10 protein-coding genes, 1 tRNA gene and 4 pseudogenes are annotated in these 13,018 nt (G+C 51.6%); 6 read left to right on the forward strand and 9 right to left on the reverse strand.

Features of this window, described 5'->3' with window-relative positions:
- Positions 1-44 precede the first annotated feature (44 nt).
- Positions 45-121, reverse strand: a tRNA-Met gene (locus BGK49_RS01640).
- A gap of 208 nt (positions 122-329) precedes the next feature.
- On the opposite strand from BGK49_RS01640, the gene mltA reads away from it, so the two are divergent.
- Both mltA and tcdA read left to right on the forward strand, forming a co-directional pair.
- Positions 330-1,427, forward strand: coding sequence for a murein transglycosylase A (gene mltA / locus BGK49_RS01645; protein WP_000678655.1), 1,098 nt, complete (start codon positions 330-332; stop codon positions 1,425-1,427).
- 76 nt (positions 1,428-1,503) lie between these two features.
- Positions 1,504-2,310: a tRNA cyclic N6-threonylcarbamoyladenosine(37) synthase TcdA gene (tcdA, locus tag BGK49_RS01650; RefSeq protein ID WP_000117723.1), complete on the forward strand. Its 807-nt coding sequence runs from the start codon at positions 1,504-1,506 to the stop codon at positions 2,308-2,310.
- A 50-nt stretch (positions 2,311-2,360) separates the two neighbouring features.
- Here tcdA and csdE read toward each other — a convergent pair whose 3' ends face one another.
- Positions 2,361-2,804 (reverse strand): cysteine desulfurase sulfur acceptor subunit CsdE, encoded by a 444-nt coding sequence (csdE, locus tag BGK49_RS01655; protein ID WP_000184264.1) that lies wholly within the window; start codon positions 2,802-2,804, stop codon positions 2,361-2,363.
- Positions 2,804-4,009, reverse strand: a complete 1,206-nt coding sequence (csdA, locus tag BGK49_RS01660) for a cysteine desulfurase CsdA (protein ID WP_005031696.1) — start codon at positions 4,007-4,009, stop codon at positions 2,804-2,806. The genes csdE and csdA overlap by 1 nt, the downstream gene beginning before the upstream one ends.
- 191 nt (positions 4,010-4,200) lie before the next feature.
- On the opposite strand from csdA, the gene BGK49_RS01665 reads away from it, so the two are divergent.
- From BGK49_RS01665 to rlmM, 4 genes are all read left to right on the forward strand, one after another.
- Positions 4,201-4,428, forward strand: a complete 228-nt coding sequence (locus BGK49_RS01665; protein WP_000750398.1) for a YgdI/YgdR family lipoprotein — start codon at positions 4,201-4,203, stop codon at positions 4,426-4,428.
- 350 nt (positions 4,429-4,778) lie between these two features.
- Positions 4,779-5,696, forward strand: coding sequence for a glycine cleavage system transcriptional regulator GcvA (gene gcvA, locus BGK49_RS01670; RefSeq protein WP_000044401.1), 918 nt, complete (start codon positions 4,779-4,781; stop codon positions 5,694-5,696).
- 18 nt (positions 5,697-5,714) lie between these two features.
- Positions 5,715-6,110 (forward strand): DUF423 domain-containing protein, encoded by a 396-nt coding sequence (locus BGK49_RS01675; RefSeq protein WP_000203903.1) that lies wholly within the window; start codon positions 5,715-5,717, stop codon positions 6,108-6,110.
- Positions 6,103-7,203, forward strand: a complete 1,101-nt coding sequence (gene rlmM, locus BGK49_RS01680) for a 23S rRNA (cytidine(2498)-2'-O)-methyltransferase RlmM (RefSeq protein ID WP_001045525.1) — start codon at positions 6,103-6,105, stop codon at positions 7,201-7,203. The genes BGK49_RS01675 and rlmM overlap by 8 nt, the downstream gene beginning before the upstream one ends.
- Positions 7,204-7,246: 43 nt before the next feature.
- Here rlmM and fucR read toward each other — a convergent pair whose 3' ends face one another.
- The 6 genes and pseudogenes from fucR to BGK49_RS01710 all read right to left on the reverse strand — a co-directional run.
- Positions 7,247-7,978 carry an L-fucose operon activator gene (fucR, locus tag BGK49_RS01685; protein WP_000642344.1) on the reverse strand — a complete coding sequence of 244 codons (732 nt, stop codon included), beginning with the start codon at positions 7,976-7,978 and terminating at the stop codon, positions 7,247-7,249.
- Positions 7,979-8,035: 57 nt separating this feature from the next.
- Positions 8,036-8,458 (reverse strand): annotated as a pseudogene (gene fucU, locus BGK49_RS01690) (L-fucose mutarotase).
- A gap of 1 nt (position 8,459) precedes the next feature.
- Positions 8,460-9,878: an L-fuculokinase gene (gene fucK / locus BGK49_RS01695; RefSeq protein ID WP_000808369.1), complete on the reverse strand. Its 1,419-nt coding sequence runs from the start codon at positions 9,876-9,878 to the stop codon at positions 8,460-8,462.
- A pseudogene (fucI, locus tag BGK49_RS01700) lies at positions 9,875-11,630 on the reverse strand (L-fucose isomerase). The gene fucK and the pseudogene fucI overlap by 4 nt, the downstream one beginning before the upstream one ends.
- A gap of 32 nt (positions 11,631-11,662) precedes the next feature.
- Positions 11,663-12,703: pseudogene (gene fucP / locus BGK49_RS01705) on the reverse strand (L-fucose:H+ symporter permease); the annotation flags it as partial.
- A 15-nt stretch (positions 12,704-12,718) separates the two neighbouring features.
- A pseudogene (locus tag BGK49_RS01710) lies at positions 12,719-13,018 on the reverse strand (IS1-like element IS1X2 family transposase); the annotation flags it as partial.

The following is a 13,018-nucleotide window of genomic DNA, read 5'->3' on the forward strand; positions in this document are numbered from 1 at the left end:
CTCCACCCCGCGTCACCGTACTGCTTTATTTCATCAAATTTGATTGGTTGCGGGGGCCGGATTTGAACCGACGACCTTCGGGTTATGAGCCCGACGAGCTACCAGGCTGCTCCACCCCGCGTCCGTGGATGCGCACTATACTCCGCTCGCGTTTTCATGCAACCTTTTTTTTACCCCGATCACGGATTTAGCATGATTTTGAACAAAAACAAACCACTAAAGCCTATTTTTTGTGCAAAATTTGCGTCAGGGAGAGGCTGCTCATTTCATTAAACGCGGCGGTTTGTTATCTTCGTTGCGCCTTATTTTTTAACCTGAAGAAGAGAACAATGAAAGGACGTTGGGTAAAGTACCTTCTTATGGGCACGGTTGTGGCAATGCTTGCCGCCTGCTCTTCCAAATCAACCGATCGCGGACAGCAATATAAAGACGGGAAATTTACCCAGCCTTTCTCTCTGGTGAACCAGCCAGATGCCGTTGGCGCGCCGATTAACGCCGGTGATTTTGCCGAGCAAATTAACCATATCCGTAATTCGTCACCGCGTCTGTATGGCAACCAGAGTAATGTTTATAACGCGGTGCAAGAGTGGCTGCGCGCAGGCGGTGATACCCGCAATATGCGCCAGTTCGGCATTGATGCCTGGCAGATGGAAGGTGCCGACAACTATGGTAACGTGCAGTTTACAGGCTATTACACGCCGGTAATTCAGGCGCGCCATACCCGCCAGGGCGAGTTCCAGTATCCTATTTACCGTATGCCGCCAAAACGTGGTCGTCTGCCGTCTCGTGCGGAGATCTACGCGGGGGCATTGGGCGATAAATACATCCTCGCTTACAGCAACTCTCTGATGGATAACTTCATTATGGATGTGCAGGGTAGTGGGTATATCGACTTTGGTGATGGCAGTCCACTTAACTTTTTCAGCTATGCAGGGAAAAACGGTCATGCCTATCGCAGCATTGGTAAGGTGCTGATCGACCGTGGCGAAGTGAAAAAAGAAGATATGTCGATGCAGGCGATTCGTCATTGGGGCGAAACACACAGTGAAGCCGAGGTTCGCGAGCTGCTGGAACAGAACCCGTCTTTCGTCTTCTTTAAACCGCAATCTTTTGCACCGGTGAAAGGGGCAAGTGCGGTGCCGCTGGTTGGCCGTGCTTCTGTTGCCTCCGATCGTTCAATTATTCCGCCAGGTACTACCTTGCTGGCAGAAGTGCCGCTGCTGGATAATAACGGCAAATTTAACGGTCAGTACGAATTGCGTCTGATGGTGGCGCTGGATGTCGGTGGCGCAATCAAAGGCCAACACTTCGATATCTATCAAGGGATCGGGCCGGAAGCCGGACATCGCGCAGGTTGGTACAACCACTATGGACGTGTCTGGGTGCTGAAAACCGCCCCGGGCGCAGGTAACGTCTTTAGCGGCTGATGTGTTATTCTGTATACCGTTTTTACGGATACGACAGGGTGAGGGATAACCTCACCCTTTTTAATTCTGAGGTGCTATGTCTGTGGTAATTAGTGATGCATGGCGTCAGCGTTTTGGTGGCACAGCGCGTCTGTATGGTGAAAAAGCGTTGCAACTGTTTGCTGACGCGCATATTTGTGTGGTTGGTATCGGTGGTGTCGGTTCCTGGGCGGCGGAAGCGCTGGCGCGCACGGGGATTGGCGCAATCACGCTTATCGATATGGATGATGTGTGCGTCACCAATACCAATCGGCAAATTCACGCTCTGCGCGATAACGTCGGGCTGGCAAAAGCGGAAGTCATGGCGGAGCGCATTCGCCAGATTAACCCGGAGTGCCGTGTAACGGTGGTGGATGATTTCGTGACGCCGGATAACGTAGCGCAATATATGAGTGCCGGTTATTCGTACGTGATTGATGCCATTGATAGTGTACGACCCAAAGCGGCGCTGATTGCTTATTGTCGGCGCAATAAAATCCCGCTGGTCACGACCGGTGGCGCGGGTGGGCAGATTGACCCGACGCAGATTCAGGTTACCGATCTGGCGAAAACGATTCAGGACCCGCTGGCGGCGAAGTTGCGCGAGCGCCTGAAAAGCGATTTTGGCGTAGTGAAAAACAGTATAGGTAAGCTCGGCGTGGATTGCGTGTTTTCTACTGAAGCGCTGGTGTACCCGCAGTCAGACGGTACGGTGTGTGCGATGAAAGCCACGGCAGAAGGGCCGAAGCGGATGGATTGTGCATCTGGATTTGGCGCGGCAACGATGGTGACCGCCACCTTTGGGTTTGTTGCGGTTTCTCATGCGCTGAAGAAGATGATGGCGAAAGCAGCGCGTCAGGGTTAAACAATCAGGTCGGATGCGACGCGAACGTCTTATCCGACCTGGTTCTGTGCTTAAACCTGCTTCGCCGCAGCGATAATTGCCTCGCTTAACGCATTCAACCCCTGGCTGCGTGAGGCGCTAAGCTGCCCACGCAATCCCAGCTCATCAAACAATGCCAGCGGCGACTGTGCCTGTAATTCGGCGGCGGTTTTCCCCTCAACGGCAGTCAACAACACCGCCAACAGGCCGCGCACAATGCGCCCTTCGCTGTCGCCAAAGAAGTGCATTTTACCGTTTTCAGCCACGGTATATCCCAGCCAGACGCGGTTTTCGCATCCGGCAATCTCTTTAGCCTGCGCTTTTAACTCGTCTGGCAAAGCCGGAAGCTGTTTCCCCAGCATGATCAACTGGCGATATTTATCTTCCCATTGCGTCAACGGTGCGAAGGTATTGCGTAACGTTTCTGCGGTTACGGTTGTGCCGAACGGATGTCCGGCGAATTGCGGGTTTGTCATTAATCCACCAATAATTCCAGCGCGCGGTCAACGGCATTCACCAGCGCATCCACATCACTCTTTGTATTATATGGCGCAAAAGAGGCGCGCAGTGTGCCGGTTACGCCTAATTCTGCCAGTAGCGGCTGAGCGCAATGTTGCCCGGCCCGCAAGGCAATACCGTACTCCGCCAGTAGCGTCACCATATCGCTGTGATGAACGCCAGCAAAATCAAAGGCCAGCAGGCTGGAATCCTGGCAGCGGAATGAACGAAAGCCTGGACGTTTCGCCAGCGCATCTTCCGCCAGCGTTGCTAAGCTATGGCTCCAGTTTTCGGCCTGGTTGATATCGTAATCTGCCAGCCATTCCAGCGCCGCGCTTAATCCTATGACACCAGCCACATTTGGCGTTCCTGCTTCCAGTTTCCACGGCGCAGATTGAGTCGTGAAGCCGTCAAAACTCACTTCGTGAATTATTTTGCCGCCACCCAGCCAGGGCGACATCGCTTCCAGCAGTTCTGATTTGCCATACAGCACGCCGATACCCGTCGGGCCATACAGTTTGTGACCAGAGAAAGCATAGAAATCGATATCCAGTTGCTGAACATCCGCGGGGAAATGCACCGCCCCCTGAGCACCATCAACCATCACCACCATCCCTGCTGAATGAGCAAAGGTAATCGCTCGCGCCAGATCCGGGCAACCGCCAGTAACGTTCGACATCTGACTCAACGCCAGAATCCGACTACGGGGAGTAATCAGTTCTGGCAACAAATCGACATCCGGCAGTCGCTGCGCATTAAGCGGCAATTTCACCACTTTGGCTCCAGTTTGTTGGGCGACCATCAGCCAGGGGACGAGGTTGGCGTGGTGTTCTGCCACGCTGACAATAATCTCATCGCCCGGTTGCAGACGCGGACGCGCATAGCATTGTGCCACCATGTTGATGGATTCAGTGGTGCCGCGCGTCCAGACGATAGTTTTATCATCCGGTGCATTCAGTAATTGCGCCACTTTCTCTCGTGCAGCTTCATAACGCGCGGTCAGGCGTTGGGCTTCGGCAAACTGGCTGCGATGGACGTTTCCGGCGCTCAGGCTGTAAAACTGTCGAGTGGCTTCAACCACGGCTTCAGGTTTAAGCGCGGTCGCGGCGCTGTCGAGATAGACGCCCGCATCCTGTAGTGCGGGAAACTGGGCGCGAAACTGCGCGGGATTAAAAACGTTCATGGTACTCCTCGGCTTGATGCACCGATCGTGACGCAAAATTCACTTTGATACAAGGAGAGTGCTAACCATCAGAATTATCTGGATATCCTGGCGAAGCCGCGTAAGTAACATATGCTGAATAGTGTTAGGCGTTAATTTTAGCCTGTTAATCAATACTATTAAGATTTATTAATCGCTTTAAGGAGAAGATGATGAAAAAGACTGCCGCAATTATTTCTGCCTGTATGCTGACTTTTGCCCTGAGCGCCTGTTCCGGTTCGAACTATGTGATGCACACCAATGACGGACGTACCATCGTCTCTGACGGCAAACCACAGACTGATAACGATACCGGTATGATTTCGTATAAAGACGCTAATGGCAACAAACAGCAGATCAACCGTACTGACGTGAAAGAGATGGTCGAACTGGATCAGTAATTCGCGATCGCAAGGTAAAAAAAAGCACCGCAATTAGGCGGTGCTACATTAATCACTATGGACAGACAGGGTAAATGTACAGGAAGTGAAAAAAGGTAGCTTTGCTACCATGGTCTGAATCGCAGACCAATTGCAAACACAACAACACAACATCACAACCGTAAGCCAAAAGTTCACCAGAACACGCATTCCGATAAAACTTTTCGTTCCGGCTCAGGAAGTGCCGCCACTATAGGTATTTGCTGGTAGAAGCTCAACGGATAATTTATAATGGCTCAGATTAAAAAAACTAATAGGTCACATAGTGTGATCTAATTGTTAAATTCATTTAACATCAAAGTTTAATAGCCATGTCTAAACGATTACCACCGCTAAATGCCTTACGAGTTTTTGATGCCGCAGCACGCCATTTAAGTTTCACTCGCGCAGCAGAAGAGCTTTTTGTGACCCAGGCCGCAGTAAGTCATCAAATCAAGTCTCTTGAGGATTTTTTGGGGCTAAAACTGTTCCGCCGCCGTAATCGTTCACTCCTGCTGACCGAGGAAGGGCAAAGCTATTTCCTCGATATCAAAGAGATATTTTCGCAATTAACCGAAGCGACGCGTAAACTCCAGGCCCGTAGCGCCAAGGGGGCGTTGACGGTCAGTTTACTCCCCAGTTTCGCCATTCATTGGTTGGTTCCGCGACTTTCCAGCTTTAATTCAGCTTATCCGGGAATTGACGTTCGAATCCAGGCGGTTGATCGTCAGGAAGATAAGCTGGCGGATGATGTTGATGTGGCGATATTTTATGGTCGGGGCAACTGGCCGGGGCTACGGGTGGAAAAACTGTACGCCGAATATTTATTGCCGGTGTGTTCGCCGCTACTGCTGACTGGCGAAAAACCCTTGAAGACACCGGAAGATCTGGCTAAACATACGTTATTACATGATGCTTCGCGCCGTGACTGGCAGACATATACCCGACAGTTGGGGTTAAATCATATCAACGTTCAGCAAGGGCCAATTTTTAGCCATAGCGCCATGGTGCTGCAAGCGGCTATCCACGGGCAGGGAGTGGCACTGGCAAATAACGTGATGGCGCAATCTGAAATCGAGGCCGGACGTCTTGTTTGCCCGTTTAATGATGTTCTGGTCAGTAAAAACGCTTTTTATCTGGTTTGTCATGACAGCCAGGCAGAACTGGGTAAAATAGCCGCCTTTCGCCAATGGATCCTGGCGAAAGCCGCTGCTGAACAAGAAAAATTCCGCTTTCGTTATGAACAATAATTTACGTAGGGTACGACCATGACCAGCCGTTTTATGCTGATTTTCGCCGCCATTAGCGGCTTCATTTTTGTGGCTCTGGGCGCTTTTGGCGCGCATGTGTTAAGTAAAACCATGGGGGCCGTTGAGATGGGCTGGATCCAGACCGGCCTCGAATACCAGGCGTTTCATACGCTGGCGATCTTAGGTCTGGCGGTGGCAATGCAGCGTCGCATCAGTATCTGGTTTTACTGGAGTAGCGTTTTCCTCGCGTTAGGCACGGTGTTGTTCAGCGGCAGCCTTTATTGCCTGGCGCTGTCCCATCTGCGTTTGTGGGCGTTTGTCACTCCGGTTGGCGGCGTGAGCTTCCTCGCGGGCTGGGCGTTAATGTTAGTTGGTGCTATCCGTTTAAAGCTCAAGGGCGTAAGTCATGAATAAGGTTGTATTGCTGTGCCGTCCGGGCTTTGAAAAAGAGTGCGCCGCAGAAATTACCGATAAAGCCGGCCAGCGGGAAATTTTCGGTTTTGCCCGCGTGAAAGAGAATGCGGGTTATGTCATTTATGAATGTTATCAACCTGATGATGGCGATAAGTTAATCCGTGAGCTGCCGTTCAGTTCATTAATTTTTGCCCGCCAGTGGTTTGTGGTGGGGGAACTCCTGCAGCATTTGCCGCCAGAAGATCGTATTACCCCCATTGTCGGCATGTTACAGGGCGTAGTAGAGAAGGGCGGTGAACTGCGTGTTGAAGTTGCCGATACCAACGAAAGCAAAGAGTTGCTGAAATTCTGCCGTAAATTTACTGTTCCGCTACGCGCTGCCTTGCGCGATGCCGGGGTGCTGGCGAACTATGAAACGCCGAAGCGTCCGGTTGTGCATGTATTCTTTATTGCACCAGGCTGCTGCTATACCGGTTACTCATACAGCAACAATAATTCGCCGTTCTATATGGGCATTCCGCGCCTGAAATTTCCGGCAGAGGCGCCGAGTCGTTCCACGCTCAAACTGGAAGAGGCATTTCATGTGTTTATTCCTGCGGATGAGTGGGATGAACGCCTGGCGAACGGGATGTGGGCGGTGGATTTAGGCGCTTGCCCTGGCGGCTGGACCTACCAACTGGTGAAGCGCAACATGTGGGTTTATTCCGTCGACAACGGCCCGATGGCGCAAAGTCTGATGGATACCGGGCAGGTGACGTGGCTGCGGGAAGACGGTTTCAAATTCCGTCCGACACGCAGCAATATCTCCTGGATGGTATGCGATATGGTTGAAAAACCGGCTAAAGTTGCGGCATTGATGGCGCAGTGGCTGGTTAATGGCTGGTGCCGTGAAACCATTTTCAATCTCAAACTGCCGATGAAAAAACGCTACGAAGAAGTATCACACAATCTGGCGTATATTCAGGCACAGCTTGATGAACATGGCATAAATGCTCAGATTCAGGCGCGGCAGTTGTATCACGATCGCGAAGAAGTGACGGTGCACGTCCGCCGCATCTGGGCTGCGGTGGGTGGTCGTCGCGACGAGCGATAACAGGCAAGGCCGGGGCGTCGTCTTCGGCCTGCTACCCTTTCCGTCAGGCTGTTACCAAAGAAGTTGCAACCTGGCGCTCATCAGAAATAATGTGCGTTACCTCATCCAGATGCCCGATGCGGGCTTCCCCTGAACGATTAAATTTACTTTTATCAATCAATAACAACGATTGCGCGGCACGTTTTAATAGCATCGATTTGTAATCAGCGTTGATCGCATTGGAGTCCCACAGTGCGCCGCTGCTATCGATCCCTTCACAAGAAAAAATAAACAGATCGATTTCCAGCGATTTAAGTTGGGAAATCAGCGAGGGATTGACGTAACAGCCATATTTGCGCTCAAGTGTGCCGCCGGAACTGATCAGTTGAATGCGTTCGCGTTTACCGAGTTCATGGCAAATCGGATGGCTATTGGTGAAGACCTGAATGTTGATGTCAGGCAACTGGCGTGCCAGATACCAGCAAGTTGAACTGGCGTCTAAGGCTATCACCATCCCTTCTTCAATCCACGCGAGCGCCTCGCGCGCGATATCTGCTTTATGCGCATAATGGCTTTTCAGCCTGATGTGAAAGGGATCGCCACTGTCTTGATTTTGACGGTGGATATATTTAGCGCGTCCATGATTGCGCAGAATTTTACCCTGCGTCTGTAATTCATTGAGATCGCGACGAATGGTTTCTTTACTGACCTTTAGCTGTTCAGAGAGAGCTTCCGTGGTCAGGCTGGTATGGTTCAGCAGCAGGTCGACTATCGCTTGCTGGCGTGCCGCTTTCATATTTTTCACCCCATCATTCGATAACCGCCCGCGTCATGCGGGCGTACCGGTATGAGATTACGGTGTTACCCCTTTTTTTAAAAGAATATTCCCGTACTTCGCTCGTTCGCCTGTGATAACGATCGCAAAGGCTTTTTGCGCCCGTTCATAAAACGCAAAACGATTGATGCGGATGATGTCAGGACACGGGGCTTGTAGTGAAAGCGCATTACGGTAACGTCGTTCTACTTCAGGATCGAGAGTGTCACCTTCTACCGCCGCCATCATCACCAGCGGCGGTGCATAACTGTCCAGTTCAAATAACGGGATAATCGCCTGGAGCAAGTCGCTCACCAACAGGCCATCAGCGCGGATCACCTGCGGTCCCATCGAATGGGCGGGAAAGTGAGCATCGGAAAAAATAATTTAATCTCCATGTCCCATCTCTGCCAGCACTTTCAATAGTTCGGGAGAAATTAACGGCGAAATTGTTTTCAGCATTTCACACTTCCTCTATAAATTCAGGTTCAGTTTGCGGGTAGAAATAACGGTACTGATAATGAATCTGTGCGCGGGCTTCTTCAGGGCTGTTAAATTCCCCTACGCCATACCAACCGAACAGCGCAGCTCCTGCGACGGTCGTTTCGGCGTCGTCGAGAACTTTTACCGGAATATCAAGCATATTGGCTTTAATCTGATTCCACAATGTGTTGCGACTTCCTCCACCGACTAACAATAATTCAGAGGCCTTAAAGTGCCCGATTTTTTCCAGCATCTGTAGATTGCGCTGTAATTGCGCAGTTAACCCTTCCAGCGCCGCGCGATAGAAATGCCCCCGCGTGGTATTAAGCGTCACTCCTTGCCAGCCAGCGTTCTGACACGACAATAAATCACACTGCATTTTTACGCCATCCGCGCTAGGCGCGATCAGACGAGCTTCTTCAATCAACATTTGCCAGGGTGTTTCAGCCGTCCAGAACAGTTTTCTCACCCATTCCAGCACGCCGGATGCCAGCCATTGCATACCTGGGTTATACAACCCTGCCTGGCTATCCAGTTCGCAGGTGGAACCGGCGTACTGACTTAACAGCGAAGTATCAACCTGGGCGCTACGGACCATTAAAATTTCCCATGTACCGGAAGAGAGCACGGGTTCATTTTGGTCGGCACCAGCGCCAAAAAGGGCGAACTGGGTATCGTGACCTGCGGAAATCACCGGTATGCCAACGGGTAAGCCGAGCATTGCTGCGGCGCTGTTCTGTAGCGTACCAATCTGTTCACCCGCTTCCACCAGACGAGGGAAGAGTCGGCGTGGAATACCAGTGGCTTGTAAAATTTGCGGACTGAAATCGCGTTGCTGGATATCCAGCATCTGGCTGGTTCCGGCCATCGTGATATCAGTAGTGAATTCGCCGGTTAAACGGTGGTTAATCAGCGACGAAATAAAGAACCAGGCGTGCGCGCGTTCCAGCAGTTGTGGATGATTTTCTTTCAACCACACCAACTTATATAACGTATTGAAACTAAAGGCTCCGACGCCAGAAATAGCCTGCAACCGCTGTGCGGAGATCAACTGTTCAATATTGTCCATAACCGCTGCTGTTCGCGGACATTTCCAGCTAATGATCGGATAGAGCAGATTGCCTTGCTTATCTACCAGAGCGCCATCCACACCAAAGGTGGTGACGGCGATACCGCGGATGTGGCATTCAGTCAGTTCACTATTGATTTGCCGACAGCAATCAGCAAAGCGTTGCAAAATGGCGTCTAAAGACCACTGGTGCCAGGTGTTGTTTTCCATCGCGATATCGCTGGCATTAGGCGTTGAGGCGCGGGCAACAATTTTTCCCTGCCGATTAACCGCGATGGCCCTGACATTGGTCGCGCCACAGTCGAGTACCAGGATAACTTCTTGTTTCATAATCGCTCCTGCAATACTTCAATATCCATGCCGTGCGCAGCCCAGGCAGAAGGACGATACACTTTGGTCTCTTCAACGTTGTGCATACATACCGGGATACGCAGCATGGAGGCGAGAGTGATAAAGTCAGCGCCAACGTGGCCGATGGTCAGAACCCCATGGTTAGCGCCCCAGTTCGCCATTACCGAGTACACATCCGTAAACGGCCCTTTACCGGTGAGGCGCGGTGCAAACCAGGTGGTTGGCCAGGTTGAGTTGGTGCGTTTGTTGAGGATGTCATGCACATCCTTCGGCAATTCCACGCTCCAGCCTTCCGCGATTTGCAGTACCGGTCCCAGGCCTTTGATGATGTTGACACGAGTCATGGTGAACGGGACGCCGCCTTCGGTAAGGAAGCGGGAAGAGTAACCGCCGCCGCGGAAGTATTCGTGGATCGCCGGGCACCATTCGGTAGCGGCGAGGCAAGCGTCAGCCTCTTGCTGAGAGATTTCCCAGTGCGGCTTCATCGTCGGGTTACCTTCGCTGTCGCGTTGTTTACAGGAACCGTCCAGCGCAGCAGAACCTGAGTTGATCAAATGGATGATGCCGTGTTCTGCCAGTCCATCGAGTTTATGCCCCGTTACACGCTCAATTGCTTCTGGTGACCAGTAGGTACGCACATCGGCAAATACCTGAGCGGTGCCGGTGAGCTGGTGACCCATTAGCATTGCCACGCCGTTAAGACTGTCGTTTTCGGTCGCCACGACAAAGGGTTCGCGCACGCCATTCCAGTCAAATGAACTGTTGAGGATCGCTTCGGCGGTGTCACCATTGGGATATTGATCGGTCCAGTGACGTTGCCCCTGGAAGCCCGCAGCGATGGCGTTGTAGCCAAGTGATTCTTCCACGCGACCAATATCGGCCAGTTTGCTGTTGCCTTGCATCATGTCGCGGATACACATCGCCATCAGTAAACTTTCGCGCAGAACTGCGCGGCTTTGCGCGGCTTTGCTCGGCATTGCGTTGATACTGTTTGTTATTTTCATCTTCGCCATAGCGGAAGTTTTTATCAGCCCAGGCCAGTGCCATTTCCAGTTCGGCTTCGTCGTAAATCTTCTGATCGATACGGCGACGCAGTTCAGTCATATCCACCGCCTGGACTTTCATTCCCAGCCAGGATTCGAAGAAGTTGTGATCAACGATGGAACCGGCGATACCCATCGAAACGCCGCCCAGCGACAGATAGCTTTTACCTTTCATGCTGGCGACGGCCAAACCGGCGCGGGCAAAGCGCAGCAGTTTTTCTTCAACATCGGCAGGAATCGATGTGTCATCGGCATCCTGAACGTCATGACCGTAAATGGAGAATGCCGGGATGCCTTTCTGGCTGTGAGCTGCCAGAGCCGCTGCCAGGTAAACAGCGCCGGGACGTTCAGTGCCGTTAAAGCCCCAAATGGCTTTCGGGCGGGTTGGATCCATGTCGATGGTTTCACTGCCATAGCACCAGCAAGGCGTTACCGTAATGGTGAGGCCTACATTCTGGCTGCTGAATTTTTCTTCGCAAGCAGCGGCTTCAGCCATACCCGCGATACAGGTATCGGAAATGACACACTCGACGGCAGCTCCGCAGGCATGGCGCAGTTTCTCGGTCAGCAGTGCGGCCGTAGCTTTCGCCATATTCATTGTTTGTTCTTCAAGCGACTCACGAACACCCATGCGACGACCGTCAATAACCGGGCGGATACCAATTTTCGGTAAGCTGATTTTTTTCATTACAGATTCCTCACTTTATTCGGAAAATATGTTCAGTTAGTTGCCGTTTGAGAGCGGAAACGGGCAAAGATAAAGATGACCGTGAAGCAGAGTGCGGGGATCAGTTCAGCAGTGGGGATGTTGCCCGCCGCGTCACTGACAAAACCCATGACCGGAGTGACAATACCGCCGCCAATAATGGTCATAACGATGAAGGACGAACCGTATTTGGTGTCCTGGCCGAGATTCTTAATGCCCAGCGAGAAGATTGTTGGGTACTGAATCGACATAAAGGCGCTGCATAAAGTCAGGGCTATTAAGCCCACATGACCGCCAGCGAAGGCTGAGATCAGGCACAGTGCCATAGCGATTAATGCGTAGGCGGCCAGGACTTTGTGTGGTGCGAAGCGACTGATGAGCCAGGTACCGGTGAAACGACCAATAAAGAAGCACACCATGGTTCCGGTTAAATAGTTAGCGGCAAAGCCTGCAGTCATACCTGGAATTTCTTCTACAGCGTAGCGAATCAAATAGCTCCAGCAGGCCGTTTGTGCGCCAACGTAGCAGAATTGCGCTAATACTGCCCAGCGCCAGTGGCGAATACGCGCCAGGCGAGAAAGCGATGCGGAGAACGATCCTTGTTTGGCGTCACTGTGATTATCACTCTGCAATGCCGGGAATTTCGTCAGCATGATCAGCAGGGCGACCAGTAACACGATAGCCACGATGATCATATAAGGTGTCTGTACCGATAATACCAGGCTGTGTTTATACGCACTCAATTGCTCTGGAGACATTTTATCGAGAACGTCTTGCGATTGATGTGGCACGTTAGACAAAATAAGACTTTGCCCAAAGACAACCGCGATAATTGCGCCAAACGAGTTAAATGTTTGCGCAAGATTTAAGCGGAAGTGACCACTGCTTTCCGGCCCTAATACCGTAACAAAAGGGTTTGCGGCAGTTTCCAGACAACCTAATCCGGCTGCAATAATAAATAGGCCAACTAAAAATAAGGTGTAGTTCATTATTTCTGCAGCGGGCCAGAATAATGCAGCGCCCAGGGCATATAAAAATAACCCAGTAATAATTCCGGTAATGACTCCAACTTACTGATAGTGTTTTATGTTCAGATAATGCCCGATGACCTTGTCATGCAGCTCCACCGATTTTGAGAACGACAGTGACTTCCGTCCCAGCCTTGCCAGATGTTGTCTCAGATTCAGATTATGTCGCTCAATGCGCTGAGTGTAACGCTTGCTGATAACGTGCAGCTTTCCCTTCAGGCGTGATTCATACAGCGGCCAGCCATCCGTCATCCATACCACGACCTCAAAGGCCGACAGCAGGCTCAGAAGACGCTCCAGTGTGGCCAGAGTGCGTTCACCGAAGACGTGCGCCACAACCGT

The sequence above is a fragment of the Shigella sp. FC1544 genome (assembly GCF_001722145.1).
Taxonomy (GTDB): Bacteria; Pseudomonadota; Gammaproteobacteria; order Enterobacterales; family Enterobacteriaceae; genus Escherichia; species Escherichia coli.

What these genes read in the sequence shown, in the direction of transcription:
- mltA (WP_000678655.1), top strand. Translation starts at nt 330, where the DNA reads ATGAAAGGACGTTGGGTAAAGTACCTTCTTATGGGCACGGTTGTGGCA.
- tcdA (WP_000117723.1), top strand. Translation starts at nt 1,504, where the DNA reads ATGTCTGTGGTAATTAGTGATGCATGGCGTCAGCGTTTTGGTGGCACA.
- csdE (WP_000184264.1), bottom strand. Translation starts at nt 2,804, where the DNA reads ATGACAAACCCGCAATTCGCCGGACATCCGTTCGGCACAACCGTAACC.
- csdA (WP_005031696.1), bottom strand. Translation starts at nt 4,009, where the DNA reads ATGAACGTTTTTAATCCCGCGCAGTTTCGCGCCCAGTTTCCCGCACTA.
- BGK49_RS01665 (WP_000750398.1), top strand. Translation starts at nt 4,201, where the DNA reads ATGAAAAAGACTGCCGCAATTATTTCTGCCTGTATGCTGACTTTTGCC.
- gcvA (WP_000044401.1), top strand. Translation starts at nt 4,779, where the DNA reads ATGTCTAAACGATTACCACCGCTAAATGCCTTACGAGTTTTTGATGCC.
- BGK49_RS01675 (WP_000203903.1), top strand. Translation starts at nt 5,715, where the DNA reads ATGACCAGCCGTTTTATGCTGATTTTCGCCGCCATTAGCGGCTTCATT.
- rlmM (WP_001045525.1), top strand. Translation starts at nt 6,103, where the DNA reads ATGAATAAGGTTGTATTGCTGTGCCGTCCGGGCTTTGAAAAAGAGTGC.
- fucR (WP_000642344.1), bottom strand. Translation starts at nt 7,978, where the DNA reads ATGAAAGCGGCACGCCAGCAAGCGATAGTCGACCTGCTGCTGAACCAT.
- fucK (WP_000808369.1), bottom strand. Translation starts at nt 9,878, where the DNA reads ATGAAACAAGAAGTTATCCTGGTACTCGACTGTGGCGCGACCAATGTC.